The sequence below is a fragment of the Microvirga sp. 2MCAF35 genome, assembly GCF_052115545.1.
In the GTDB taxonomy this organism is placed as follows: domain Bacteria; phylum Pseudomonadota; class Alphaproteobacteria; order Rhizobiales; family Beijerinckiaceae; genus Microvirga.
Map to the genome: position 1 here is coordinate 53,416 of NZ_JBFRGW010000023.1, position 24,842 is coordinate 78,257.

General features: G+C 64.5%; 24 protein-coding genes and 1 pseudogene. 6 read left to right on the top strand and 19 right to left on the bottom strand.

The window, feature by feature from the left end; translation table 11 throughout:
• Positions 1–122 precede the first annotated feature (122 nt).
• Entirely contained in the window at positions 123–548 is a 426-nt protein-coding gene (locus AB4097_RS13320) for a TIGR01244 family sulfur transferase (RefSeq protein WP_442040252.1), read from the bottom strand.
• 47 nt (positions 549–595) lie between these two features.
• Positions 596–1,378 (bottom strand): sulfite exporter TauE/SafE family protein, encoded by a 783-nt coding sequence (locus AB4097_RS13325; protein WP_442040254.1) that lies wholly within the window; start codon positions 1,376–1,378, stop codon positions 596–598.
• A gap of 152 nt (positions 1,379–1,530) precedes the next feature.
• On the opposite strand from AB4097_RS13325, the gene AB4097_RS13330 reads away from it, so the two are divergent.
• Both AB4097_RS13330 and AB4097_RS13335 read left to right on the top strand, forming a co-directional pair.
• Entirely contained in the window at positions 1,531–2,415 is an 885-nt protein-coding gene (locus tag AB4097_RS13330; protein WP_442040256.1) for an MBL fold metallo-hydrolase, read from the top strand.
• A gap of 155 nt (positions 2,416–2,570) precedes the next feature.
• On the top strand, positions 2,571–3,245 hold the full coding sequence (locus AB4097_RS13335) for an FABP family protein (RefSeq protein WP_442040258.1): 675 nt from the start codon (positions 2,571–2,573) through the stop codon (positions 3,243–3,245).
• A 63-nt stretch (positions 3,246–3,308) separates the two neighbouring features.
• Here the strand turns inward: AB4097_RS13335 and AB4097_RS13340 are convergent, their stop codons facing one another.
• Genes AB4097_RS13340 through AB4097_RS13370 form a run of 7 tightly spaced genes read right to left on the bottom strand, consistent with a single transcriptional unit; the run spans position 3,309 to position 11,148 of the window.
• A complete protein-coding gene (locus tag AB4097_RS13340) occupies positions 3,309–4,727 on the bottom strand; it encodes a M20 family metallopeptidase (RefSeq protein ID WP_442040260.1) in 1,419 nt (472 codons plus the stop codon).
• Positions 4,728–4,762: 35 nt separating this feature from the next.
• Positions 4,763–5,635, bottom strand: coding sequence for an alpha/beta hydrolase (locus AB4097_RS13345; RefSeq protein WP_442040262.1), 873 nt, complete (start codon positions 5,633–5,635; stop codon positions 4,763–4,765).
• Positions 5,632–6,636: an ABC transporter ATP-binding protein gene (locus tag AB4097_RS13350; protein ID WP_442040264.1), complete on the bottom strand. Its 1,005-nt coding sequence runs from the start codon at positions 6,634–6,636 to the stop codon at positions 5,632–5,634. Before AB4097_RS13350 ends, AB4097_RS13345 begins: the two co-directional genes overlap by 4 nt.
• A complete protein-coding gene (locus tag AB4097_RS13355; protein ID WP_442040266.1) occupies positions 6,633–7,616 on the bottom strand; it encodes an ABC transporter ATP-binding protein in 984 nt (327 codons plus the stop codon). The genes AB4097_RS13350 and AB4097_RS13355 overlap by 4 nt, the downstream gene beginning before the upstream one ends.
• Positions 7,613–8,521, bottom strand: coding sequence for an ABC transporter permease (locus tag AB4097_RS13360; RefSeq protein ID WP_442040268.1), 909 nt, complete (start codon positions 8,519–8,521; stop codon positions 7,613–7,615). The genes AB4097_RS13355 and AB4097_RS13360 overlap by 4 nt, the downstream gene beginning before the upstream one ends.
• A complete protein-coding gene (locus tag AB4097_RS13365; protein ID WP_442040270.1) occupies positions 8,518–9,495 on the bottom strand; it encodes an ABC transporter permease in 978 nt (325 codons plus the stop codon). The genes AB4097_RS13360 and AB4097_RS13365 overlap by 4 nt, the downstream gene beginning before the upstream one ends.
• Positions 9,496–9,537: 42 nt before the next feature.
• Entirely contained in the window at positions 9,538–11,148 is a 1,611-nt protein-coding gene (locus tag AB4097_RS13370) for an ABC transporter substrate-binding protein (protein ID WP_442040272.1), read from the bottom strand.
• Between the two features lie 123 nt (positions 11,149–11,271).
• Between AB4097_RS13370 and AB4097_RS13375 the strand changes: the two genes are divergently transcribed.
• The gene (locus tag AB4097_RS13375) at positions 11,272–12,144 is read left to right on the top strand and encodes a MurR/RpiR family transcriptional regulator (protein ID WP_442040274.1); all 873 of its coding nucleotides are present in this window, start codon (positions 11,272–11,274) and stop codon (positions 12,142–12,144) included.
• Here AB4097_RS13375 and AB4097_RS13380 read toward each other — a convergent pair.
• From AB4097_RS13380 to AB4097_RS13420, 9 genes are all read right to left on the bottom strand, one after another.
• Positions 12,138–12,374, bottom strand: coding sequence for a DUF2783 domain-containing protein (locus AB4097_RS13380; protein ID WP_442040276.1), 237 nt, complete (start codon positions 12,372–12,374; stop codon positions 12,138–12,140). The two genes, AB4097_RS13375 and AB4097_RS13380, sit on opposite strands and share 7 nt — an antisense overlap.
• Complete coding sequence (locus tag AB4097_RS13385) at positions 12,371–13,975, bottom strand: FAD-dependent oxidoreductase (protein WP_442040278.1); 1,605 nt, start codon at positions 13,973–13,975, stop codon at positions 12,371–12,373. Before AB4097_RS13385 ends, AB4097_RS13380 begins: the two co-directional genes overlap by 4 nt.
• A gap of 230 nt (positions 13,976–14,205) precedes the next feature.
• On the bottom strand, positions 14,206–15,069 hold the full coding sequence (locus AB4097_RS13390; RefSeq protein ID WP_442040280.1) for a TonB family protein: 864 nt from the start codon (positions 15,067–15,069) through the stop codon (positions 14,206–14,208).
• Between the two features lie 6 nt (positions 15,070–15,075).
• Positions 15,076–15,522, bottom strand: a complete 447-nt coding sequence (locus AB4097_RS13395) for an ExbD/TolR family protein (RefSeq protein WP_442040282.1) — start codon at positions 15,520–15,522, stop codon at positions 15,076–15,078.
• On the bottom strand, positions 15,522–16,196 hold the full coding sequence (locus AB4097_RS13400; RefSeq protein ID WP_442040300.1) for a MotA/TolQ/ExbB proton channel family protein: 675 nt from the start codon (positions 16,194–16,196) through the stop codon (positions 15,522–15,524). The genes AB4097_RS13395 and AB4097_RS13400 overlap by 1 nt, the downstream gene beginning before the upstream one ends.
• Positions 16,197–17,003: 807 nt before the next feature.
• The gene (locus tag AB4097_RS13405; RefSeq protein ID WP_442040284.1) at positions 17,004–18,521 is read right to left on the bottom strand and encodes a UxaA family hydrolase; all 1,518 of its coding nucleotides are present in this window, start codon (positions 18,519–18,521) and stop codon (positions 17,004–17,006) included.
• A 42-nt stretch (positions 18,522–18,563) separates the two neighbouring features.
• A complete protein-coding gene (locus AB4097_RS13410) occupies positions 18,564–19,970 on the bottom strand; it encodes a TRAP transporter large permease (RefSeq protein ID WP_442040286.1) in 1,407 nt (468 codons plus the stop codon).
• A complete protein-coding gene (locus AB4097_RS13415; RefSeq protein WP_442040288.1) occupies positions 19,970–20,554 on the bottom strand; it encodes a TRAP transporter small permease in 585 nt (194 codons plus the stop codon). Before AB4097_RS13415 ends, AB4097_RS13410 begins: the two co-directional genes overlap by 1 nt.
• Positions 20,555–20,669: 115 nt before the next feature.
• A complete protein-coding gene (locus AB4097_RS13420) occupies positions 20,670–21,629 on the bottom strand; it encodes a sialic acid TRAP transporter substrate-binding protein SiaP (protein WP_442040302.1) in 960 nt (319 codons plus the stop codon).
• A gap of 274 nt (positions 21,630–21,903) precedes the next feature.
• On the opposite strand from AB4097_RS13420, the gene AB4097_RS13425 reads away from it, so the two are divergent.
• The 3 genes from AB4097_RS13425 (at position 21,904) to AB4097_RS13435 (ending at position 24,534) form a co-directional block, all read left to right on the top strand.
• Positions 21,904–22,620, top strand: coding sequence for a GntR family transcriptional regulator (locus AB4097_RS13425; RefSeq protein WP_442040290.1), 717 nt, complete (start codon positions 21,904–21,906; stop codon positions 22,618–22,620).
• Between the two features lie 271 nt (positions 22,621–22,891).
• Positions 22,892–23,554, top strand: a complete 663-nt coding sequence (locus AB4097_RS13430; protein WP_442040292.1) for a peroxiredoxin — start codon at positions 22,892–22,894, stop codon at positions 23,552–23,554.
• Between the two features lie 59 nt (positions 23,555–23,613).
• Positions 23,614–24,534 carry an MBL fold metallo-hydrolase gene (locus AB4097_RS13435; RefSeq protein WP_442040294.1) on the top strand — a complete coding sequence of 307 codons (921 nt, stop codon included), beginning with the start codon at positions 23,614–23,616 and terminating at the stop codon, positions 24,532–24,534.
• A 175-nt stretch (positions 24,535–24,709) separates the two neighbouring features.
• On the opposite strand, the pseudogene AB4097_RS13440 reads toward AB4097_RS13435, so the two are convergent.
• Positions 24,710–24,842 (bottom strand): annotated as a pseudogene (locus tag AB4097_RS13440) (IS5/IS1182 family transposase); the annotation flags it as partial.

The window sequence follows — 24,842 nt, forward strand, 5'->3', positions numbered from 1 at the left end:
AGTTGATCTAAGTCAAGGATCGGCGGGTGCGTGATGGTTCCCGCCGCCCTTACCCAGCCAGCATTCTGGGGGGCGAAGCCTAGCCGGATGCTTGGTGGACGTGGCTATCCGGCATCCGCCGATCAGTTGCGCGAGGCCGCTTCGATCTGAGGGCGCAGGGCCTCCAGATTGTATCCGGCCGCCGCTGCCGCCCGTAGAATGACATCGGGGGCAAGGTGGCGGGCCGAAGCGAGGGCCCACAGACTGGTCGACCGGGTGCCGGTCCGGCAGAAGGCCAGGGTCGGCCCGTCAGCTGCCGTGAGGGCCTCCTTGAACCCCTCGACCTGCTCAGGCGACAGCTGGCCGGGAACGACCGGGATATGCCGGTAGGCGAGGCCGAGGCGTTGCGCGGTCGCCGCGAGCGTGTCGCTCAAGGGCTGGTCCGGGGCTTCGCCATCCGGGCGGTTGTTGATGATGGACCGGAAGCCCGCGGCGGCGGCTTTCTGCAGGTCCTCGGGACTCAGCTGGGGCGCAACCGAGAGGTTATCCGTGAGCTTGGCGAATGGCATGGATCATCTCCTGTTGGTTTGAGCACTGCGGACGACGCTCCGTCACCTCACAGAAGGTTGAGGCTTCGGACCAGCATGTAGATGGCGACCACGAAGATCAGTCCGGCAAAGACGGTGTTGAGCGCACCTTTCCTGTTCGCGAGCTTAGATGCGAGGCTTGCGCCGAGCAGCCCGCCGAGGATGCCGCCGCCGATGAACAGGGAGGCGAGGGTCCAGTCGACCAGACCCGAGAAGGCATAGTTCGCCGCGGTGGTCAGGCCGAAGCCGGTCACCGCCACGAGCGAGGAGCCGACCGCGTAGAGGATCGGCATTCCGGTCGCCAGGATCAGCCCCGGCACGATCAGGAATCCGCCGCCGATCCCGAAGAAGCCTGAAAGGGCGCCGGTCGCGAGGCCGATGCCGACCAGCTTGAAAAAGTTCTCCCGGCCGAGACGGACGCTCTCCTCGCCCTCGCCGGAGCGCTTGCGCAGCATCAGGGCTCCGACCACCATCATCAGCACGGCGAAGAGAGCGAGAAGCTTCTGGCCGTCGACCATTTTGCCCAGCGTCGAGCCGCTGAGGGCACCGACGATGCCGGCAACCGTGAACACCAGGGCGCAACGCCATTTCACGTTTCGCGCGCGGGCATGGGTGCCGAGATTGATGGCCGCATTGGCCGCCACGGCCACCGCGCTGGTGCCGATCGCCACGTGCGGGTTCGTGACACCCACCAGGTAGACCAGCAGCGGCACGGCCAGGATCGACCCGCCTCCGCCGACGAGGCCGAGCGTAAAGCCGACGAGTGACCCTGAGGCCAGTCCGAGGGCGCTTTGGAAAAGCGATAGCGTCATTATTTTGCCTGAGCCGGCACCAGATCCTTGCCCTGATAAGGGCTATAGGGAGCTGCTCCGGCGGTTTGAGCTTCTGTTAAATTAGATATTGCTTATTTAGATATATCTTATATATTGTCAATATCAAACGAGCCATCGAGGAGGTTCAGATCATGTCAGCCCAACCCGTCATCCGGGCGTTCTTCGACGAGCCCACCTATACCGTGAGCTATCTCGTGGCTGATCCGGCGACCAGGAAAGCAGTGATCATCGATCCTGTCTTTGACTACGATCACAACTCCGGCACGGTCGACACGCGCTCCGTCGAGGCGGTGCTGAAGGCTGCCGAGGAGGCGGGCTACACGATCGAGTGGGCACTCGAGACCCACGCCCATGCCGATCACCTGTCCGGCGCGCCCTACATCAAGGCCCGGACGGGAGCGAAGATCGGCATCGGCGAACACATCACCGAGGTGCAGCGGATCTTCCGTCCCATCTTCAATGCCACGGACCTGGACACCAGCGGCCGCGACTTTGACCACCTGTTCAAGGACGGCGAGCGTTTCAAGATCGGCGAACTCGACGTGGAGGTCCTGCATACGCCCGGTCATACGCCGGCCGACATCGCGTACAAGATCGAGGACGCGGTGTTCGTCGGCGACACGATGTTCATGCCGGACTACGGCACGGCACGGGCCGACTTTCCAGGCGGCGACGCGCGCAAGCTCTACCGCTCGATCAAGCGGATTCTTGCGCTTCCACCCGAGACGCGCCTGTTCATGTGCCACGACTACAAGGCGCCGGGCCGTGACAGCTATGCCTGGGAGACCACGGTCGCCGAGGAGCGGAACAATGTGCACCTGAAGGATGGCGTCACGGAGGATGCATTCGTGGCCATGCGCCAGGCGCGAGACGCCAAGCTCGCGGCGCCGCGCCTCCTGCTGCCCTCGATCCAGACCAATATCCGCGCCGGCAAGTTTCCGCCCGCCGAGGCCAACGGTGTGCGCTACCTGATGATCCCGGTGACACTGAAGGGCCACGCGAAGGAGGTCGTCTGAGCCAACCGGGCGCCGGTCGGGCCATTGTTGGCAAGCATGTTATCAGCCTTATGATGCTTCCCTGAATGCCGCTGTCGCAGAGGCGCCGCCGCAGATGGCGGCCCATCGATGGGGCGCATGCTTGTCTCTCGCCCGGAAAACGGAAAGGTTGCGCCATGACTCCCTCGCTGACGACGACCCTCACGGACGTGTTCACGGAGCCCAGCACCGTCGATCCGGAAACGCTGAACAACCTGGGACCTTTGCGGCGGCTGGCAGGGCGCTGGCGCGCGCGCAAGGGCGTGGACCTCAACCCCAAGGCGGAGGGCCCGGAGCGGCGCGTGTTCATCGAGACCATCGACTTCCAGGCGATCGACCCGCAGGCGAACGGGCCGCAACTGCTCTACGGCCTGCGCTACCACATCCACATCACGACCGAGGAGGAGGACATCACCTTCCACGATCAGGTCGGCTACTGGTTATGGGAGCCGGCCACCGGTCTCGTCATGCAGACCGTCGCTATCCCGCGCGGGCAGGTCGCCATCGCGGCCGGCCGGGCGGCGCCCGATGCGGACGAGATCGTCGTGACGGCAACCCGCGGACAGACCGAATACGGCATCTGCTCGACAACGTTCCTGGAGCAGGCGTTTCGCACGGACAGCTACAAGATCACGATCACCTTTCATCCCGATGGCAGCTGGAGCTACGTGACCGATACCGAGTTGATGGTGCACGGTCGGGACGTTCCTTTCGCCCATCAGGACCGTAACACGCTCCACCGGATCGGCGAGGCGAAGCCCAATCCCTTGGCCATGATCCTGGCGAAGCGAACGGCCGGTGGAGCGAAGTGAGCCAGCCGGCCGAGCTCGGTCCTCGTTTGTCCAGTCCCGCGAAGGTGGATTCTGCCGCTTCGGTCAGTTGCGCGACATATCCAGCGGCGGTTCGACGCCCTCGCGCAGCGGGCTCACATACGGGGTTTCCCGCGTCCTCTCCGCAAGATCGGCCTTGGCGGCGGCAATCAGGGACGGATCGGTGATCGCCGCCATGCCGGTGGCTGCCATGGCCTTGGCGACGTGCACCATCGCCTTGTGCGCCGCCGGCATCTTGCCCTGGGCCACGACCTGCCAGGTGTGGAACGGCGTGCCAATGGCGACCGTCGGCGCGTGCGCTTGAACGGTGGGCACCACCCAGCTCACGTCTCCGATATCGGTCGAGCCGATCATGGGTTTGCGCGGCGAGTCGAGCGGCGTCAGGAAATCGGCGAGAGGGGCATCGGTCTTCGGCTGGCCGATGGCTTTGTACACGGATGCAATCTCCTGGTCCGACAGGGTTGCGCGGATCTTGCGGGCGAAGTCACGGTCGGCCTCGTCGAAGGGTGGCGCTCCGAGCTCTTCCATGGCGTTGTGCAGGGCATGTTCCAGCGGCGTGTTCCCGAGCGTGTTCGAGACGGCGCTGACGATGCGCATCTCGACGCTGGTCTCCGTCATGAGGGCGGCACCCTGGGCGATCTTGTGCACCCGCTCGACGAGGTCGAGCATCCCCTGAAGGTCCATGGCGCGGATCGAATAGCGCACGCGGGCATAGGCCTGCACCACGTTCGGCGCGATGCCGCCCGTATCGAGCAGGGCGTAATGCACGCGCGCATCCGACGGCATGTGCTCGCGCATGTAGTTCACGCCCACATTCATCAGCTCCACCGCATCGAGCGCGCTGCGCCCCAGATGGGGCGACGCCGCCGCGTGAGCCGCGCGGCCCCTGAAGGCGAAGTCGGCGCGCGTGTTGGCGAGCGACAGTGACGGCGCAACCTCCCAGAAACTGTAGGGATGCCATGAGATCGCGATATCGGCGTCGTCGAAGGCGCCAGCGCGCACCATGAAGGCCTTGGCCGCGCCCCCTTCCTCGGCCGGGCAGCCATAATACCGGACGCGGCCCGGGATGCCTTTCTCCGCAAGCCAGTTCTTCAAAGCGACGGCGGCGAGCATCGCGCCCGATCCGAGCAGATTGTGCCCGCATCCATGTCCATGGCCGCCGGGCTCGATGGGGCGATGCTCCGCCACACCGGATTCCTGGCTGAGTCCCGGAAGCGCGTCGTACTCGCCGAGGAATGCGATGACCGGGCCGCCTTCACCGGCTTCGCCGATGACCGCGGTCGGGATACCGGCGACACCCTCTGTGACGCGAAAGCCCTGGTGGCGCAGTTCAGCAGCATGCTCGGCAGCCGAGCGCACTTCCGTGTAGCAGACTTCCGGCATCCCCCAGATGCGGTCGCTCAAGTCGATGAGGCGGTTCTTCGCAGCATCCACATGCTGCCAGATCTCGTTTCGGACGTTCATGTCTTGCTCCAGAATCGGTCGTGAACGGTCGCGCTTTACAACGCGCCCACTTCGGCGGGGATCAGCTCGTCGGCCGATGGGATGCGCCCCTCGAACCAGTAGGCGGCGGCGGCGCGCGACATGGCGGCGCCGTCATGGCCCACGCCTGCGACGCGGATCAGCTTCCACTGGAAGGGAAGTCCCAGACGTTCGGCTTCGCGGCGCGCGAAATCGTAGACGAACTGCGCGCGCGCATAGCGATGCGGCCCCTGCCGCAGGGCCTCCGCCTGGGCCGGCAGGTTCGGATCGTCGGTGCTGATATCCTGATCGCCCGCGAAGATGTGCATCGGGTAGGCGAACCAGCGCGCCATACTGGCTTCATCGAGGCCGAGGCCTCCGAGCCCTTCGGGGAAGCTGCGCTCCAAGGTCGGCAGGGTGTACCAGCCCGGGTTGCCCGCGACGACGGCTTCGAACGATCCATGATCCTGAGTCGCGAGCATCCGGTGCGCAAACTGTCCTCCGGCCGAGTGGCCGAAGAGCCGCGCCTTCGGGCGGCGCGTCACGCCGCCTTTCTGCAGGGCGGCGAAGACACGGGACGGAATGGCATAGAGCCACTTGTCGATGGGACGGATGCTTCCGCCGTCATCAACCACGAGGCCGTTATTGTACGATTCCGCGCCTGGAAAAGCTGCGTCGGAGAAGGTCGGCGCGGCAATCAGGATGCGGTGCTTCTCGGCAGCGGGAATCCAGAAATCCCGATACTCGTCGCCGTTGCGAAGCATGCCGTGCTGGACGATGACGACAGGATCGTCGGGGCCGTGGCTCGCTGGGCGATAGACATTCACCTCGATCGGCCTGTCGGAGTGATGCGCGTCGACGAAGGGAAGCGTGCTGCGGCCGATCTCGGGGCTAAGCGTGGTTGTCGTCATGTGTGATCCGAATTGTGCAGATGGCAGGCTGCGCTGCGTCCGGGGGCGATCTCTTTCAGAACGGGGCGAACGTCACGGCATTTCGCCATCGCGTGCTCGCAGCGCGGGTGGAACGGGCAGCCGCTGGGCGGCGCCAGGGGAGACGGCAATTCGCCTTTGAGCGGCTGGAAGGCGCGCTTGCGCCGCTCCGTGGAGGGGCTCGCCGCGATGAGGGCCGCGCTGTAGGGATGGGCGGGTTCCGCGAAGACGGCGGAAGCCGGCCCGATCTCGACGATGCGCCCGAGATACATGATCGCGACGCGATCGCTGATATGCCGCACGATTCCGAGGTCGTGGCTGACGAACAGATAGGTCAGCCCATGCTTCTCGCGGACGTCCATGAACAGGTTGATGACCTGTGCCTGGATCGAGACGTCCAGCGCGGAGACCGGCTCGTCGCAGACCAGGAAGCCGGGCTTAACCGCGAGCGCGCGGGCAATACCGATGCGCTGGCGCTGTCCTCCGGAGAACTGATGCGGATAGCGGTTGCGGTAGGCGACATCGAGGCCGACTTCTGTCAAGGCCTTGTCGACGGCCGCGTCGATCTCGCCCTTCGGCAGCAGGCCGTGAACCCGCAGGGCCTCTCCAACGATGTTGCGCACCTGCATCCGCGGATTGAGCGAGGCATAGGGGTCCTGAAACACCATCTGGACCTTGAGGAGATAATCCAGCTTTTCCTTGCCGCGCAGTTCCGCAACGCGCCGTCCCTCGTAGATGATGTCGCCGGCGGTGGGCTTGGTGATCCCGGTCGCGGCCCGCGCCAGGGTGGACTTACCGCAGCCGGATTCGCCGACGAGGCCGAGAACCTCGCCGCGCGCCACGCTGAGATCGACGCCGTCGACGGCCTTCAGCACCGGTGGCGGCGGAACGTTTCCGGTCGCGGCCAGAATGCGCTGCGCGATGGTCGCCTTGCCGCGAAAGTACTTCTTGACGCCGCGCAGCTCGAAGAAGGGTTGGGTCATGGGGCAGGGCCTTCGGGCACAGGGTTGTGGCAGCGATAGCTCTGCCCGTTGCCCGTGACCTGCGACGGAGGATCGATCTGGGCGCAGACAGGCAGGGCGCGCTCGCATCGCGGACGGAATGGGCACCCGCTCGGGCGTGCGTCGATGCTGGGCGCGGCGCCATCGATCTGCCTCAGGCGCTCGCCGGGTGCGACCGTCGCGGCCGAGGAACCGAGCAGGCCGAGCGTGTAGGGATGGCGGGGACGATCGAGCACGTCGTCGACGGTTCCCGTCTCGACGATCCGCCCGGCATACATGACGGCGACCCGGTCGGCGAGTTCGGCGACGACCGCGAGATCGTGCGTGATCCAGAGGATCGCCGTGCCGGTCTCCCGGCTGAGCTTCTGGACCTCGAACAGGATCTGGCTCTGGATCGTCACGTCGAGCGCCGTCGTCGGCTCGTCGGCGATGATCAGGTCGGGCCTGTTCAGGAGGGCGGTCGCGATGGCGACGCGCTGGCGCATGCCGCCCGAGAATTCGTGCGGGTACTGCTTCAATCGCGCTTGCGGAGAGGAAATGCCGACCCGGGACAAGGCGCGGGACGCCTCTTCCAAAGCGGCCTGCGTGCTGCAGGGGCGGTGCTCCTGGATCGCCTCGCACATCTGCTCGCCGATGGTGAGGACCGGGTTGAGGGTCATCAGCGGATCCTGGAAGATCATCGCGATGCGATCGCCGCGCAGATGGCGCAGGCGCTCCTCGGATGCCCGCCGCAGATCCTCTCCCTTGAACAGGACGTCGCCGGAAACAATCTCGCCGGGAGCGTCGATCAACTGAACCAGGGAGAAACCGGTCACCGATTTGCCGGAGCCGGACTCGCCCACGAGTCCCACGATCTCGCCGGGCTGTACGACGAGATCGACGCCGTCGACGGCGGGCCACGCGCCGGCGAGATCGTGGAAGACGGTCCGCAGGCCGCGAACTTCGAGCAACGGGGAGGTCATTGGCCCCTCACATTGAAGCTGCGGCGCAGGCGCTCGCCCACGAGATTGAGCGACATGATCAGCAGCACGAGGGCGATGCCCGGGAAGGCCGCGATCCAGTATTCTCCCGAGAGCAGGAACTCGAACCCGTTGGCGATCAGAAGCCCGAGGGAGGGTTGCGTCACCGGAACGCCGACGCCGAGGAAGGACAGGGTGGCTTCCAGCGTGATCGCGCCCGCGATGCTGATCGTCGAGACGACGAGAACGGAGCTGATGGAGTTCGGCAGGAGATGCGCCAGCATGATGTGGCGCGTCGGCAGGCCGAAATTGACCGCCGCCTCGATATATTCCTTGCGCCGCTCGACGAGGGCCGCTGCGCGCATCAGGCGGGCATATTGGGCCCATTGCACCAGGATGATGGCGATGATCACCTTGTCGACGCCGCGCCCGATGGACGCGAGCAGCACGAGGGCGATCAGGATCGACGGAAAGCCGAGCATGAAATCGACGACGCGCATGATCGCCGCATCGACGGCTCCGCCGAACTGGGCGGCCACGAGACCGGCGAGAACCCCTATGGCAAGCGCGCCCGCGGTGGATGTCAGGCCGACGAGCAGGCTGGTCCGCAGGCCGTACAGGATGGCGCTGAGCATGTCGCGGCCCTGCGCGTCGGTGCCGAGCCAGTAGGTGATGCCGGTCATGCCCTGCGAGCCGGGTTCGAGGCGGTTGTCCATCACGCTCAGGGACGCGAGGTCGTGCGGATTCTGCGGCGCGATGAAGGGAGCCAGCAGCGCGAGCAGCAGGAGAATCCCGAGAAGGATGATCGCGCCGCGGGTCGTGGGGCGGCTCTTGATCCGGCGCAGGACCTTGTGGCGCAGCGCCGTATCGGCGTCGGCCGCCACGGGCGCCGTCTTCGAAGCGATCATGCCATTTCTCCCGTCAGCTTCACGCGGGGATCGAGCGCCGCGTAGAGAATGTCGACGAGGAAGTTGACGGCAACGAACAGGAGCGTTGCGAGCATTACGTAGGCGACGACGACGGGACGGTCGAGCTGATAGATGCTGTCGATGAGGAGCTTGCCCATGCCAGGCCAGGCGAACACGGTTTCGGTGATGGTCGAGAAGGCCACGAGGCTGCCGAATTCCATGCCGGCGACCGTCACGACGGGAATGAGGATGTTGCGCAGCACATGCCGTCCAACGATGCGCTTGCGGCGCACGCCCTTGGCACGGGCGTATTTGACGTAGTCCTGCGTCATCGCTTCCGTGGTACCCGCCGCCACGAGGCGGATCATCAGGGCCATGTTGGGAATGGCGAGGTTCAGCGCCGGCAGGGCGAGATGCTTCAGGCCGTCGAACGTCAGCAGGCTCGTCGGGATTCCGAAAACGGAAACCGTTTCTCCGCGTCCCGCTGTCGGCAGCCAGCCGAGGAAGACGCTGAAGAGCAGGATGAGCATCATGCCCTTCCAGAAGCTCGGAAGGGAGAAGCCGAGGATCGTTCCGGCCATGATGGCGCGGCTGGGGCGGCTCTCGGGATTGAGGCCGGCCAGGAGCCCGAGCGGAATGCCGATGACGGCGGCAAGGCTCATGGCGAGGAGAACGAGCTCGAAGGTGGCCGGCAACCGCGCCAGGATCAGGTCGACGGCCGGAACGCCGTGGACGAAGGAAACTCCGAGATCGCCTTTCAGGGCCTTGCCCAGGAAGCCGAGATATTGCTGCCAGACCGGCAGGTCGAGCCCGAGGCGCTGGATCATGGCCGTGCGTTCGGCGGCGCTGACCTGAGGAGGGACCAGGAGTTCGATCGGGTCTCCGATGCCGTAGACGGCGAGGAAGACCACGACGGAAACCGCGAGCAGAACCAGGACGCTCTGGATCAGACGTTGCAGGATGTAGGCCGTCATGTGAGGCGTTCCGATCTGCTCGCGGCTTCGTTCATCGCTTGCTTACTTCGCGGGCTTGACCTGCATGGCCATCGTGAACTGGTCAGCGCGGCCGGCATATTTCAGGTTCGCCTTGTAGGCCCAGATCGTGCTCTCGAAATGCAGCGGGATGAACGCGCCGCCTTCGATGGCCTTCGTTCCGGCCTGCTTGAGAAGTTCCGCCCGCTTGGCGTCGTCGAGGGTGACGACGGCCGTGCGGATCAGCTTGTCGAATTCCGGATCGTTGTAGCCGCCGTAATTCGAGCCGCCGATGGTCTTCGCCTCGTCGGGCGTCGCGGGCCACTGGCGCAGGAAGGACGAGGCCTCGCCGCTCGTGGAGCCCCAGCCGCCGAGAGCCACGCTGAACTCCTTCTTGGAGCGGCGCGGGAAGTAGATGGCGCGAGCCATCGCGTCCACTTCGGAGCGGATGCCCACCTGGGTCAGGTACTGCGCGACGGCCTGCGTGATCTGGCTGTCGTTGATGTAACGGTCGTTGGTCGTCGACAGCGTGAGCTGGAAGCCGTTGGGATAGCCAGCCTCCGCCAGCAGCTTCTTCGCCGCGGCGGGATCGTAGGCAAGCTTCGGCGGATTTTCCAGTGCGCCGAACATGCCGTTGGGCAGGAACTGGTAGGCCGGCTCGGCGGCGCCGTCCATGATGCGCTTGATGATGGCGTCACGGTCGATGGCGAGCGACATCGCCTTGCGCACGCGCGGATCCTTCAGCGGGTTCTTGCCGTTCTCGGCCTTCACGAACGGGCTCGGCTCACGCTCCACATCGAGCTGGAAGTAGATGACGCGGGTCGAGGGCGTGATCACGTGGCCGAAGCGCTTGTCGTCCTTGATCCGAGCCACGTCGCGCGCAGCCGGGTTCTCGATCACGTCGTAATCGCCGGCGAGCAGGCCCGCGAGGCGCGGACCGGCATTGGGAACCGGCACGAAGGTCACGTTGGCCCAAGGCTCCGCCGCGCCCCAGTACTTGTCGTTGCGTTCGAGCTCGACGCTCGTCCCCTTCGTGTAGCTCTTGAACTTGTAGGGGCCGGTGCCGATGGCAAGCTTGCCGTCGTTGAAGTCACCGACGACGGGCCATGCTCCGGTGACGCCGCAATTCTTCGCGACATCGAAGGAGAGCTTGTCATGCGGAAGAACGGACGAGCTCAGGATGGCGAGGCCGGAAAGGAAGTTCGGCAGCAGAGGATCCGGCGCCTTCGTGGTGATGACGATGGTGTGCGGATCGGGGGCCTCGACGGCCGTGAAGTTGCCCGTGATGTCGGCGAACGAGCCTGCGATCGCCGTCTCGTTCTTCAGGGTGCGGCAGAAGCTGAAGATCACGTCGTCGGCGGTGAAGGGCTGGCCGTTGGAGAAGGTCACGCCCTGGCGGAGCTTGAAGGTCCAACGATTCTGGCCGTCGTTCTCCCATGAGGTCGCGAGGCTCGGCAGAACTTTCTGCTGCTCGTCCTGCTTGGTTAATCCGTCGAAGATATGAGCCGCCAGCGCATTGTTCGGCGTCAGATCGTGATAGTGTGGGTCGATCGCGGTCGGCTCCGAGCTGAGCGCGATCTTGAGCGATTGTGCCCATGCAGGAGCACTGAGCAGGCAGGTGCTGGCGACGAAGGCAAATATGAGTGGACGGCGCATCGAATCTCTCTCCGGTTCCCTTGGTGGCTGCCTTTTGACAGATTTATTTTCTCAGATTAAAAATCATGAAAATATCCTGACGTCAATCAGTCTTATCCTAACGTCAACCAGCCGGGAGAGCCCGTGTCTCAAGTCCTGAAGCCGACGACGGATCTGGCCCACCGCATCGCTGTCGCGTACGCCTCGCTCAGCGAAGCGCACCGGCGCGCGGCGGACTTCGTGCTGCAGAACCCGTTAGAGACGGCGACGATGACGATCGAGGGCTTCGCGGAGCGCAGCGGCGCCTCCACGGCGACGGTCACCCGGTTCGTCCGCTCTCTGGGTTATGCCGGCTACAGCGAGTTCCGGGCGGCGCTCTCCGAAGCACTGCGACTGGCCATGGCTCCCGTCGACAGTTTCGCCGATGCCCACAGCACGAAAAGCTCCGCCTTCGCAACCTTCGTGACGGCTCTCAAGGATCAGGCTGCCAATCTGGACGAGACCCTTGCGGCCGTCGACGAGGACACCTGCTCCAGGGCCATGGAGGTCCTGTTGCGCGCCCGTAGGATCTTCATCGTCGGATCCGGGGCAAGCCACCATGTGGCGGCTCATCTGGACGAAGGATTGACGCTCTATCTCGATGCGAACGTAATCTTCGCGTCGTCTCGCGGCGGGGCCGAGAAAGCCGTCAGGCACCTGATGAATGTCGGGCCGGACGATCTCGTGCTCGCCATCTCTCTTCCGCGATATTCACGCGGAACCGTCGATCTGGCGAAACTCGCCAAGAACCGGGGGGCAACGGTCATGGCCTTGACGGACGGGCCGAGTTCGCCGCTCGTTCCCATCGCCGACATCACCCTCTTTGCTCCGGCGAGGAACCGGCTGCTACCGAACTCGCCGACTGCGGCCTTCGCGCTCGCCGATGCCATCGTGGCCGCAGTGGCCCGGGAGCGGCCCGATGCCGTCGAGGCCCTGAAGGAACTCAGCGAAAATCTTCTCTGGACGTTCTATCAGTGAAGCCCGCCGGACTCCTCCGGCGTTGACTGTATCTGCTCCAGACTCTGCTTCGCGAGCGCAAGCGCCTCCTGCAGCACGGCCTGATCGCCGATGTGATTGGCAAGGATCAGCACGAGGGTGGAGTTGAGTGCGGCGCTCTGTTCGTCCGACAATCCGCGATGGGCCTCGATCAAAGCTCGATAAGCGCGATCAGGATCGGGGAAGCGGCTTTCGGTCATGAGGGTGCTCATGCGTGTTCTCCGTCCATATTCTTCATGCGGCGGGAGGCGCGCGCGATGGCCTCCGGTGTCATGCGGCGCCAGCGTGCCGCAAGGTGCTGGTCCGGACGCACAAGGTAGGTGCTGCCGGGCGTCGCGTCGAAACGCCGGGCGAAGAAGCCTTCCTGGTCGATCAGATCCTGTCCGATGACGAGAACGCGCTTGCCCGTGGGCGGCGCGGTTTCGCCGGGCACATGGATGAGCGTCTCCTCGCCGCCCAGCGCTTCGAGCAGCCAGATCGGCTGGCCATCGCGATTGCGCATGGGAGCATCGGGCAAAGGCGCGCCGAGGCGGGCGGACCCTGACCAATCATCCTCATCCGCCGTGGACAGCGATGTCTCGTAGGTCGACGGCATCGACAGCCTGCCGGAATTCACCATGCGCTTGGCGAAGGGCGCGTGGCGCGCAAGGGCGAGGGTCGCATCGCGGAACCGCAGTTCCTGTGCCGAGCGCGGCGCGATGAAATCCGTCGAGCGGGTGGAATGGCCGATATTCTCGTCGGCGGCCATTGATCGTTCGGCATCATAGGTGTCGATCAGGCTCTCGGGCGCTTCGCCCTTGATCACGAGCGCGAGCTTCCAGGCGAGGTTTTCCGCATCCTGAATGCCGGAATTGGCGCCACGCGCACCGAAGGGCGAAACCTGATGGGCCGCGTCGCCGGCAAAGACCACGCGGCCATGGACGAAGCGCTCCAGGCGACGGCACTGGAATGTATAGACTGACACCCATTCGAGCGTGAACGCATCATGGCCCAGCATCTGGCGGATCCTTGGGATTACGCGTTCCGGTGCCTGTTCGGCTTTTGCATCCGCATCGGCGCCGAGTTGCAGGTCGATGCGCCAGACGTCGTCCGGCTGCTTGTGGAGAAGGGCGGAGCGTCCGTCGTGGAAAGGCGGATCGAACCAGAACCAGCGCTCGGGCGGAAAATCGCCCTTCATCTTCACGTCTGCGATGAGAAAGCGGTCCTCGAAAACCTCGCCTTTGAAATCGAGGCCGAGCATTCCGCGTAAGGGCGAACGTGCGCCGTCTGCCGCCACCACCCAATCGGCATCGAGATCGTAAGCGCCTTCGGGCGTCTCGATGGCGAGCGTCACGCCGTCGTTGCGGCGCTTGAGCCCGCTCACCTTGTTGCGCCAGCGGATGTCGAGATGAGGCAGTTCCGCGGCGCGCGCCACGAGCGCATGTTCGAGATAATATTGCTGCAGGTTGATGAAGGCCGGCATTTTGTGCCCGTCTTCGGGCAGCAGGTCGAAGGCGTAGAGCTGCTCCTCGCGCTGAAAGACCTTGCCGAGCTTCCAGGTCACGCCCTTCTCGAGGCAGGACGCGGCGACGCCGAGCCGGTCGAGGATTTCGAGGGTGCGCTTGGCATAGCAGATGCCGCGCGAGCCTTCGCCGATCCGGTCGGCATCATCGAGGAGCACGACCGGAACGCCGCGCTGCGCCAGGTCGATGGCCGTGCACAGCCCGACGGGGCCAGCGCCGACGACGATCACGGGATGCCGTGCGGGGGAGGGGCAATCCTGGTCCGCGCAGCGGCGGTAGCCGAACTGGTAGAGGCTCTTGCGGGTGTTCATGGCGTGGCCTGTGCGTCGACGACCGCGCCGTTGCGACTGCCGATCATACCGGAATGAGACGTGCCTGTGGCCGTAGCACAGAGAGGATGGATCAAGGCATACGCCTTTCGGCCATGACGTTTCTCCCTGTCGTGATGCGCATCCATACCATCGGTCTGATGTCGCTGCTGACGGACAGGGTAGTCTTGAGACTGTAACCGTCAAGTTCGCTGCAAAGGCTGAGCTTGCGTTCAACGCAGATTGAAGCGAAGCGGCACGGTGAAGGTCGATTGCGGAATGAAATCAGGGATCGGCGGCAGGGAGGCTCCGGGGCTTGCCGCGGCAAGCCCCGCCTGATCGAGGGCCGCGTGGCCAGCGCTCCGCACGAGAGACGCGCTGACGATGCGGCCTGAGCGATCCATGGTGAAGCGCACGGTCGCAATGCCCGTGACGCCCTGGCTGCGGGCGACGTCCGGATAGCGCAGGCGGTTGTGCAGCGACGCCATGAGACTCGCCAGATAGCGGTTGCGCGCGGTCGGATCGGCCGCGGCGGCTTGACCGCCCATGTTCTCACGCGAGGCCGATGCCTGTCCCTGGCGCGCATCCGACGGAAGCGGTTTCGGTTCGGCCATTGTCCGACGCGGAGGGGGCTTGCGCTCCACCGGCTTCGGCGGCGGTTTCTTCTCGGGCTTGGGAGGCTCGAGAGGCTTGGCCACCGCTGTTTCGGGCGGCGGAAGGATGACCGCTTCCGTCGAAGCCGTTTCCTGTTCGGCCGGAACCGCTTCGACGGCCAGCGCTTCGGTCACGTCCTGAGGCTGAGCTTCGACGATGTCCTCGGGCAGCTGCTCTTCGAGGGTCTCTGTTTCGATCGGTGGGGTTTCCGCCTCGACGGACGGCGCTTCTTGAGCCTGGACTTCCGCCGGCGCCACCGACACGAGCTCTTCCATGGCGGGAGCGAGATCGATGGTAATCTCCTGCTCGCCAGGAGCGTCGGCCTTGTCGGACGGCCAGAAGGTCACGGCCGTCAGGACGGCGCCATGCAGAAGAAGCGCCGTTGCGAAGGCGAAGCCGAGCCGGTTCGGCTCCTGCGGCGATCTCGTGCTTTGAACGGACATCGGATTCTATGGCGTCGCCGATCCGCCCGGGGCCTGCGCGATCAGCGAAACCCGGCTGAAGCCCGCGGCATTGATCTGCCCCATGATCTCGATGATGCGGCCATAGGGAACGGCCTTGTCGCCGCGAACCAGGACGACCTGGCTCGGATCCGCGCCCGCAAGCGCCCGCAGGCGCGGCATCATGGTCTCGGGCGCCAGCGGCTCCTTGTCGAGGAAGGGCTGGCCCTGCGCGTCGATGGTGACAACGACAGGCTGCTTCGGCTGCGCGACTTTTGGCGCGGCGGTCTTCGGCAGCTGCACGGGTACGCCGACGGTCATGAGGGGAGCGGCCACCATGAAGATGATGAGCAGGACGAGCATCACGTCCACGAGCGGCGTGACGTTGATCTCCGACAGGGGCGCGGCCCCGAACTCGTCGTCGGTGTCCTGCGACCGGATGGGTCCCATGCCCATTATTCCGCCGCCTCTGTTCGCACGTGGAGCTTGCGGTCCCGTGCGAGGCGGTCGCCGAGCGCCGTGATGCCGGCGGCAAACGATTGCTGCAGGCGGCCGAGATCGGTCGTGAGCTTGTTGTAGGCGATCACGGCCGGGATGGCCGCGACGAGCCCGATGGCCGTGGCGAACAGCGCTTCCGCGATGCCGGGCGCCACGACGGACAGGCTCGTGTCCTGGCTCGCCGCGATGGCCGAGAACGAGTTCATGATGCCCCAGACCGTGCCGAACAGGCCGATGAAGGGCGCGGCCGACCCGATGGTGGCGAGAAACGGCAGGCCGACCTGGAGCTGGCGCATGTCGGCGGAGAGCGCGGCCCGCATGGCGCGTTCGATGCGCTCCCGCCGCTCGGCGCGGCTCTCGGACGCGTCCTGGTCGCGCCATGCCTCGTGACCGGCCGAGACGATCCGGCCCGTCGCGCCGGCCATCTGCGGCGAGAGCCTGTCGCCCGCGCGCGCCGCGGCCTCGAAGGCGTGGGCCTGGCCGCGGAGCTTCCCGAGGCGCAGGAGCTTTTCGAACACGATGGTCCAGCAGCCGAGCGACGCCAGGACGAGCAGGATCATGACGCTCTTGACGATCGGGTCGGCCTGCAGGAACAGGCCGAGAAAGGACATGTCATGCGCGGCCGCGGGCATGATCTCGTTCACGCTCGATGGATCGTCCTGAGCCAGAGCCGTTCCGCTGAAGGGCATGAGCAGGGCCAGGCAGGCGAAGACGCTGCCGGCAGAAAATCCAGGCTCATTCCAGGTGCTCATGCCCATGAACGCGTTCTCCTTCGCAGCGGTCGAGTGCCCGGCAAACCGGGAAGCCGATGAAGTATCGGAAAGAACGCAAGTCTATCAAGTGGTTAGAGGAAAATCAGAGGTGTTCTAAAAGACCCGCTAGCGCGTTGAGAACGGGATGGAATTCGCCTCTTTAAAAGAGATTCAAAGTAATTTTTCCTGAGTTCCATCGCGACATTGCCGGTTGAAAGGCGGTGAGCGTCGGACGGCTTTCACGAAAATACCACGATGCGTGAGGAAGACGGGCGTGCCACCGACCTGGGAGATTCCGCTTGAGCTACAACGGTCACGACAAGCCATTTCCGACTTGGTTCCCCTACGCACTCGCCGGTGCGCTGGCAGCGCTTGGAGCGGCCTTCTATGTGTTCGGGTGAGAGCGGCGGCGATCATCGTCGCCTGCATCCCAAAGCGAGCGAGGCGGTACATCCGCGCCCCGGTCGCTTTTGGGAGAGAGCCTGTCCGCTAGAGCATCGGACCCAAAAGTGGACTTGCACTTTTGGGATCCATCCGATGCTCCAACTCTTGGCAGGCGCATCGTTCGAGCGAAAAACCGGATCCACTTTTCCGCACGATGCGCCAAGCGGATCGGCAGGGGCACTATCGCTGCGTCATGGTTAACAAGCGGTTAACGTGGGCTCGAGAGGCATGATATCGGCGCGATCACATGGTCGCGCCGACCTGCCAGGGGACGAACTCGAGGTCGCCGTAGCCGAGCTCTTCCGACTTCGTATGCTCGCCCGACGCGACCCGCAGGAGGATGTCGAAGATCTCCCGGCCCTTGTCTTCGAGCGAGACGCCATCGAGGATGTCGCCGCAATTGATGTCCATGTCGTCGAGCATGCGGCGATAGATGTCGGAATTCGTCGCGAGCTTGAGGGACGGAACCGGCTTGCAGCCGAAGGCGGAGCCGCGCCCGGTGGTGAAGGCGATCAGGTTCGCGCCGCCCGCCACCTGGCCGGTCGCCGCGACGGGATCGTAGCCGGGCGTATCCATATAAACGAAGCCGTGATCCTTCACCGGCTCGGCATATTCGTAGACGGCGCGCAGCGTCGAGCGCCCGCCCTTGGCCGCCGCGCCCAGGGACTTCTCGAGGATCGTCGTCAGACCGCCGGCCTTGTTGCCGGGGGAGGGGTTGTTGTTCATCTCGCCGCCGTTGCGGGCCGTGTAATCCTCCCACCAGTGAATGCGCGAGATGAGCTTTTCGCCGATTTCCCGCGTGGCGGCGCGCCGTGTGAGCAGGTGCTCCGCGCCGTAGATCTCGGGCGTCTCGGACAGGATCGACGTTCCGCCGTGGCGCACCAGAAGATCCGACGCAACGCCGAGGGCAGGATTCGCCGTCAACGCAGAATAACCGTCGGAACCGCCGCACTGGAGAGCGAGGACCAGCTCCGATGCGGGGCGGGTTTCGCGCTGGGCCCTTGCGACGATGGGGAGCATGTCCTTCACCGCATCGACGATGGCCTGCACGGTCCGCCGCGTGCCGCCCGTTTCCTGAATGGTGAGGGTGCGGAAGGTCTCGCTTTCGGTCAGGCCGTATTCCTGCTTCATGCGGCCGATCTGGAACACCTCGCAGCCAAGCCCGACCATGATCACGCCGGCGAAGTTCGGGTGGCTGGCATAGCCCCATTGTGTGCGGCGCAGAATGTCGAACCCTTCGCCGTAGGCCGCGTGCCCGCAACCGGTGCCGTGAACGATGGCCACGACGCCGTCGATGCCCGGATAATCGCGCAGGAGGCCGGAACGCTCCACCTCCGTGGCCGCGAAACGCGCCACGGAGGCCGAGCAGTTCACCGAGGTGAGAATCCCGATATAGTTGCGGGTGCCCGTCTTGCCTGAGGCGCGGCGATAGCCCTGGAAGGTGGCGCGCAGGTCGGGCGCCAGCAGGTCGTCCTCCCTGGCCTCGACGCCGAACGCATAGTCGCGCTCGAAGTCGTGCAGGCCGACATTGTGCTCGTGCACCCATTCGCCCGGGGCGATGTGGGTCTTGGCGAAGCCGATGATCTGGCCGAACTTCCGGATCGGCTCTCCCTCGCGGATCGCTTCTGCGGCCATCTTGTGGCCTTTCAGGATGCGCTCGCGGGCCGTCAGGCCCGCCGCTTCGACGCCCTGGTTCACGAGGTCGATGGCGATGACCACGTTGTCATCGGGAGAGAGGCGGATGGTGCGGGGCGTGCTCATGAATGTCTCATCGATAGGCGTATGTGGCGTTGGGGCGGTCCGTCACCGCCCCAATCCCATCTTCTGCGGGAGCCAGAGAGTCAGTTCCGGAATATAGGTGATCGCGATCAGCGCCAGCATCAAGGGGACGAGCCAGGGCAGGATCGCCATGGTGGTGCGCTCGACGGACAGCTTGGACACCCTCGCCAGGACGAAGAGGACCATGCCGAGGGGCGGGTGAAGCAGCCCGATCATCAGGTTCAGCGTCATGATGAGCCCGAAATGGATCGGGTCGATGCCGAGCTTGAGCACGATCGGCAGCAGGATCGGCACCAGGATGGTGATGGCCGCGATGGTATCGATGAAGCAACCCACGAACAGGATCAGGATATTGGCGAGAAGCAGGAACACCCACTTGTTCTGCGTGAACCCGAGGATCGCGTCCGAGAGGATCTGGGCGGCCTGGCTGACCGTCAGGAGCCATGCGAAGATCGACGCCGCCGTGACGATGAAGAGAACCGATGCCGTCGTCTCGATGGTGTCGAAGGTCGCCTTGGCGAGGCTTTTCAACGTCATGGAGCGATAGCGCACGAGGCCGAGGAACAGCGACCAGAGGACCGCCGCGACTGCCGCCTCGGTGGGTGTGAAGAGGCCCAGCGTCATGCCACCGATCAGGATGACCGGCGCCATCAGGGCCATCACGGCGGAGAAGTCGAAGAACCAGTCGAGGACGAGAAGCACGGCCAGCGCAATGCCGATGGCGACATTGGTGGAGAGCCCCGCCTGCATCATCAGCCACACGGCGACCGGGAACATCAGGACGATGACGACCTCGATGCTGGCATTGCCGAGCTGGCGCCAGGAGAAAGGCGTGTCCGACCCCCAGCCGTTCTTGTAGGCGAAATAGGCCACCGTCGCCATCATCAGCAGCGTCATGACGATGCCTGGGATGAGGCCGCCCAGGAAGAGAGCTCCGATGGAGACGTTCGCCATCATCCCGTAGATCACGAAGGGCAGGGAGGGCGGGATGATCGGCCCGAGGGTCGCGGAGGCAGCCGTCACACCAACCGAGAATTCAGTCGAGTAACCATGATCCTTCATGGCCTTGATCTCGATGGTGCCGAGGCCGGCCGCATCGGCGATGGCCGTGCCGGACATGCCCGAGAATACCACCGAGCCGACGATGTTCACTTGGCCGAGGCCGCCTTTCATCCAACCCACGAGGGCGACGGCGAAGGAGTAGATGCGGCCGGTGACGCCGGCGATGTTCATGAGATTGCCAGCGAGGATGAAGAAGGGCACGGCAAGGAGCGGGAAGCTCTCGACACCGGCGATCATGCGCTGCGCCACGATGACGTCCGGGACGGTCCCAGTGGCGAGGATGTAGAGCAGGGACGCGGTGGCCATCGAGATGCCCACCGGCAGCCCGAGGATCATCAGGATAAGAAAGGAGCCAATCAGGATGAGCATCAGGTTTCCGCCACTACAGGTGCATCGAATGCTTCGGGCCGCTCGAGAACGGAATAGCCGCGGCGCCAGTTGGCGACGGCAACCTGAATCGAGCGGAAGCTCATGAGGACAAAGCCGATGAAGGCGAAGGCATAGGTGAGGTTCTTGGGCAAGGCGATGGTTGTCATCTGCTCGTCGCCGACGATGCTCATGAAGCGCCAGATGAGGAAGGCTCCATAGACGAAAAAGGAGACTCGGATGATGTCGATCGCCGTTGCCAGCACGCGGGCCGGGCCAGAAGGAAGATATCGATAGAGAAAGTCGACCTGGATGTGACGGTTCATGCGCACGCACATGGCCGATCCGACGAAGACCAGGGCCACGTTGAGGTTGGTTGCGATCTCCTCCGTCCAGGCGAAGGAGTCGTTCAGCACATAGCGTGTGAAGAATTGAACGAAGACGGCGAGTGCCATCGCCCAGAACAGGGCCAGGGCCAGCCAATCCTCGAAGGCATAGCCTGAAAGATCGACCGGCGCGTGCTCGCTCTCGTCGAAGGTCTGCGCCAATGCCTCGGCGCTGACCTGGGTGTGGACTTCAGTCGTCATCTCTTGCGGCGCCTTGTCCTTACAAATTCGGTGAAACCCGCTGCCGCAGACAGAGCCGCAGCGGGATCGGCGGAAGGGAAAGGTGGGCCGCCCGGAGGCGGCCCTTGCAGACGGATCAGAGACCTTCCGATTTCAGGGCCTGGATCTTGTCGTAATCCGCCTTCCGGTAGCCCAGGGATTCCAGGGTGACGTTCTTCATCACCGCATCCTTGAACTCGTCCTTGTTGACCTCCGTGATCGTCAGGCCCTTCTGCTTGAAGGTCTCGATCAGCTCCTTCTCCTTCGCCTGGATCTCTCCCGAGGCGCGGACAGCCGCTTCCTGGGCGACGTCGGCGAAGATCTTCTTGTCTTCATCCGAGAGCTTGGCCCAGAGCTGCTTGGAGATGATCGTCGCCAGATGATCGACGATGTGGCCGGTGAGCACGATATTCTTCTGAACCTCGAAGAATTTTTTTGCTTCGATGGTCGTCAGCGGGTTCTCCTGCGCGTCGACGGTGCCGTTCTGAAGCGCCAGATAAACCTCCGCGAAGGCGATCGGCGAGGTGTTCGCGCCACAGGCGCGCGGCATGGCCAGATAGGCGGGCGCGTCGGGCACGCGGATCTTGAGGCCCTTCATCTCGGCGCAGGTCTTGAACGGCTTGTTCGTGGAGCTGTGGCGCACCCCGTAATAGGTGAGGGCGACCATGTGGTTCCCTGTCTTTTCGGCATAACCGGCGGCGAGGTCCTTGAAGACGTCGCTTTTCGCGAAGGCGAGCAGATGGCCGGAATCGCGGAAGATATAGGGATAGTAGCCGATGCCGATGGGCGGATAGCTGCGCGCGGCGAAGCTCGGGCCCGAGATGATCATGTCGACCGTGCCGAGCGACAGGCCCTGGTTGATATCGCTCTCCTTGCCGAGCTGCGAGGCCGGATACACGTCGATCTGATAACGGTTGTTGGTGCGCTTGGCGATTTCCTGGGCCGCCCAGACAGACTGGGTATGGAAGGGCTCGGAGGTCTCGTAGACGTGTGCCCATTTCAGTTTCGTCTGGGCGCTGGCGGGCAGCCCCGGAAGGGCTGCGGCTGCGGCCACGATGAGGCCGAAAGCTAGCGCATCGCGCGGAAAAGTGGATCCGGTTTTCCGGTTCGAGCGATGCGCAAGCCAGGAGACGGAGCCTCGGATCAAGCCCAAAAGTGGTGTCCACTTTTGGGTCCGAGGCTCTGGGCGGCGGGTCGGAAATGGCATAGGCGTTCCTCCGGGATGCCGGCTCTGTGGCCGGTTTACGAATGGTCACGGGCGGTTCCGCTCGTGCATGGCACCCGACAAGCTGATGGCGTAGGCCCATCGGTTGGGCTAACATGTTAGGCAAATGGACGCGTTCGACAAGCGAAAAAGATATGATTTCCTCGTTCCCCTGGAGCGGGGCCCGCGAGGGCAGACGACCGAGAAGGTTGAGGCGTCGCTGCGGGCCGCCATCGTGGCTCTCGAAATCGCCCCTGGAGAATTCATCGACAAAGGAGCTGTCTGTACGGCGCTCGGAGTCTCCCGGTTTCCGGTTTCCGAGGCGCTGACGCATCTGGCCGCCGAGGGGCTCGTCGAGATCCTGCCCCAGCGCGGATCCCGTGCGGCGCGCATCCGCCTGTCGGAGATCAGGGAATCGATGCTGATTCGGCGGGCCCTGGAGGGAATGGTGGCGGAAGCGGCCGCCACGCACCTGTCGCCTGCGGCCATCGAGGCGCTGCGCGGAAACCTGGACGCTCAGCGGGACGCCGTCTCGCGCGGTGATCGTCCCGGCTTCTACGCCCTTGACCTCGAATTCCACACGATCCTGGTCGAGGGGCTGGGGATGCCCCGGGTCGCGGCCGTGATCGACGCCTCGCGGGCCAATATCGACCGGGTGCGCCGCCTCCTCTCCTCGCCCCGGCGCCATGCCGTGACCCTGGCCGAGCATCGGGAACTCTTCCGCGCCCTCGAGACGCACAACGCACCAGAGGCCCGCCGGGCCATGGAGGCTCACCTGGAAGCGGTCGTCGACGAGCTGGAGCGCTTCTCGGTCGAGCATGCCGAGGTTTTCGTGCAGAGTTGAACGGGAGACGCGGTGAGGCGCCTCCGTCTTTTGAGAACTGGACTGGCGCCTCACGAAGTACCGCCGACGCGTGCGTTGTCTCCGGCCGGAAGCGACTTCACCGGTGCCGCCACGCAGTATATACATGGTGGCAGGCGACGGGGCGTGCTCGAGCATCGGACCCAAAAGTGGAATGCACTTTGGGATCCAATCCGATGCTTATTCTTTGGATGACGCATCGTTCGGCGTGGCCCTGCGGGTTCGCACGATGCGCTGATGTCAGGAGGTTTCGATGACACTCCAGATTGGCGATGTCGCGCCGGATTTTGACGCCGAGACGACGCAAGGGCGTATCCGCTTTCACGATTGGATCGGCGATTCCTGGTGCGTGCTCTTCTCCCATCCCAAGGACTTCACGCCGGTCTGCACGACCGAGCTGGGATACATGGCCAGGATCAAGCCCGAGTTCGACCGGCGCGACGTGAAGATCATCGGGTTGAGCGTCGATCCGACGGACAATCATGCGCGGTGGGCCGAGGACATCCGTGAGACGCAAGGCACGGCGCCCAACTTTCCGATGATCGGCGATACCGATCTCTCGATCTCGAAGCTTTATGGAATGCTTCCGGCCAGCACGGGCGGCACGTCGGAAGGCAGGACGCCGGCGGACAACCAGACCGTCCGCAACGTGTTCGTCTTCGGGCCCGACAAGAAGATCAAGCTCGTGCTCGTTTATCCCATGACCACGGGCCGCAACTTCGACGAAGTGCTTCGCGTCATCGACTCGCTGCAGCTGACCGCGCAGCACCGTGTCGCGACGCCCGCGAACTGGAAGCAGGGCGAGGACGTCATCATCGCGGGCTCGGTTCCGGACGAGGAGGCCAGGAAGATCTACCCGCAGGGATGGAAGGCGCCGAAGCCCTATATCCGGATCGTGCCGCAACCCGATGCGTGAGGCGTCGGGTCGAAAAGCATGAACGGTTCGGCGCATCCGCGTTTGAAGGAGCAGAAGCCATGAGCACGACCGCTGTCCCTCGATCGGCGCCCGACCGTTCAGCCGCAAGACCGCAGGTGGAGGCGTTCTTCGACAAGCGCACCTGCAGCGTCCAGTATGTGGTGTCCGATCCCGCGACGCGGCGCTGCGCTCTCGTCGATCCGGTTCTCGATTACGACGAGAAGTCCGGTTCCATCGCGACCGCATCGGCCGATGCCCTGCTCTCCAGCGTGAAGGAGAAGGGCCTGACCGTCGAGTGGATTCTCGATACGCATCCGCACGCGGATCATCTGTCGGCGGCCGCGTACCTCAAGGATCGCACAGGCGCGAAGACGGCCATCGGCGAGCGCGTCGTCGACGTTCAGCGGCTCTGGAAGGACATCTACAACCTCGCGGATTTCCCGGCGGATGGATCGCAATGGGACTGCCTGTTCGCCGACGGAGACGATTTCCGGATCGGCGAGATGGACGTCCGGGTGATGTTCTCGCCGGGGCACACGCTCGCATCCATCACCTATGTGGTCGGCGATGCCGCCTTCATCCACGATACGCTCTTCATGCCCGATTTCGGCACGGCCAGGTGCGACTTTCCCGGCGGCGACGCACGCGCCTTGTGGCGCACCATCCAGCGCATCCTCTCCCTGCCCGAGGACACGCGCCTGTTCTCCGGCCACGACTACATGCCGGGCGGCCGGGCTCCGGCCTGGGAGAGCACCGTCGCCGGGCAGAAAGCCCGCAACGTCCATCTGGCCCAGGCCCGCACCCAGGATGAGTTCGTCGCCATGCGCCAGGCGCGGGACGCCAAATTGCCGATGCCGAAGCTGATCCTGCACGCCCTGCAGGTGAACATGGCCGGAGGGCGTCTGCCGGCGCCGGAGAGCAACGGGACACGCTACCTCAAGATCCCGCTCGATGCGCTTCCCCGCGCGGTCTGGGACTGACGGCCTGTCGGATCCGGCCGGTTCGTCCGATTGAAAGCCGCTGATAGATGCGTTCTGCATCTCTCATGGTATGCGCTGCCAACCGCCTGTCATCAGGAATTCGCCGCTCCGGCTTGGCTGGAAAGAAAAGGCGTCCTGACAAGCGATTCCCTTGGAAGACTAGGCTCAGGACTCGTTAATTGAGGTAGAAGGCGACGGCAGCCGCGATGCAAATGGCTGAGAAGAAGGTGTGGGCGCAGCGGTCGTAGCGGGTGGCGATCCGGCGCCAGTCCTTGAGCTTGGCGAACATGTTCTCAACCTTATGCCGC

Coding starts and splice junctions, on each gene's coding strand:
- AB4097_RS13360 (WP_442040268.1), bottom strand. CDS start 8,521: ATGATCGCTTCGAAGACGGCGCCCGTGGCGGCCGACGCCGATACGGCG.
- AB4097_RS13425 (WP_442040290.1), top strand. CDS start 21,904: ATGGACGCGTTCGACAAGCGAAAAAGATATGATTTCCTCGTTCCCCTG.
- AB4097_RS13325 (WP_442040254.1), bottom strand. CDS start 1,378: ATGACGCTATCGCTTTTCCAAAGCGCCCTCGGACTGGCCTCAGGGTCA.
- AB4097_RS13395 (WP_442040282.1), bottom strand. CDS start 15,522: ATGGGCATGGGACCCATCCGGTCGCAGGACACCGACGACGAGTTCGGG.
- AB4097_RS13370 (WP_442040272.1), bottom strand. CDS start 11,148: ATGCGCCGTCCACTCATATTTGCCTTCGTCGCCAGCACCTGCCTGCTC.
- AB4097_RS13435 (WP_442040294.1), top strand. CDS start 23,614: ATGAGCACGACCGCTGTCCCTCGATCGGCGCCCGACCGTTCAGCCGCA.
- AB4097_RS13365 (WP_442040270.1), bottom strand. CDS start 9,495: ATGACGGCCTACATCCTGCAACGTCTGATCCAGAGCGTCCTGGTTCTG.
- AB4097_RS13335 (WP_442040258.1), top strand. CDS start 2,571: ATGACTCCCTCGCTGACGACGACCCTCACGGACGTGTTCACGGAGCCC.
- AB4097_RS13430 (WP_442040292.1), top strand. CDS start 22,892: ATGACACTCCAGATTGGCGATGTCGCGCCGGATTTTGACGCCGAGACG.
- AB4097_RS13320 (WP_442040252.1), bottom strand. CDS start 548: ATGCCATTCGCCAAGCTCACGGATAACCTCTCGGTTGCGCCCCAGCTG.
- AB4097_RS13330 (WP_442040256.1), top strand. CDS start 1,531: ATGTCAGCCCAACCCGTCATCCGGGCGTTCTTCGACGAGCCCACCTAT.
- AB4097_RS13390 (WP_442040280.1), bottom strand. CDS start 15,069: ATGTCCGTTCAAAGCACGAGATCGCCGCAGGAGCCGAACCGGCTCGGC.
- AB4097_RS13400 (WP_442040300.1), bottom strand. CDS start 16,196: ATGCCCGCGGCCGCGCATGACATGTCCTTTCTCGGCCTGTTCCTGCAG.
- AB4097_RS13410 (WP_442040286.1), bottom strand. CDS start 19,970: ATGCTCATCCTGATTGGCTCCTTTCTTATCCTGATGATCCTCGGGCTG.
- AB4097_RS13350 (WP_442040264.1), bottom strand. CDS start 6,636: ATGACCCAACCCTTCTTCGAGCTGCGCGGCGTCAAGAAGTACTTTCGC.
- AB4097_RS13385 (WP_442040278.1), bottom strand. CDS start 13,975: ATGAACACCCGCAAGAGCCTCTACCAGTTCGGCTACCGCCGCTGCGCG.
- AB4097_RS13340 (WP_442040260.1), bottom strand. CDS start 4,727: ATGAACGTCCGAAACGAGATCTGGCAGCATGTGGATGCTGCGAAGAAC.
- AB4097_RS13380 (WP_442040276.1), bottom strand. CDS start 12,374: ATGAGCACCCTCATGACCGAAAGCCGCTTCCCCGATCCTGATCGCGCT.
- AB4097_RS13355 (WP_442040266.1), bottom strand. CDS start 7,616: ATGACCTCCCCGTTGCTCGAAGTTCGCGGCCTGCGGACCGTCTTCCAC.
- AB4097_RS13405 (WP_442040284.1), bottom strand. CDS start 18,521: ATGAGCACGCCCCGCACCATCCGCCTCTCTCCCGATGACAACGTGGTC.
- AB4097_RS13345 (WP_442040262.1), bottom strand. CDS start 5,635: ATGACGACAACCACGCTTAGCCCCGAGATCGGCCGCAGCACGCTTCCC.
- AB4097_RS13415 (WP_442040288.1), bottom strand. CDS start 20,554: ATGACGACTGAAGTCCACACCCAGGTCAGCGCCGAGGCATTGGCGCAG.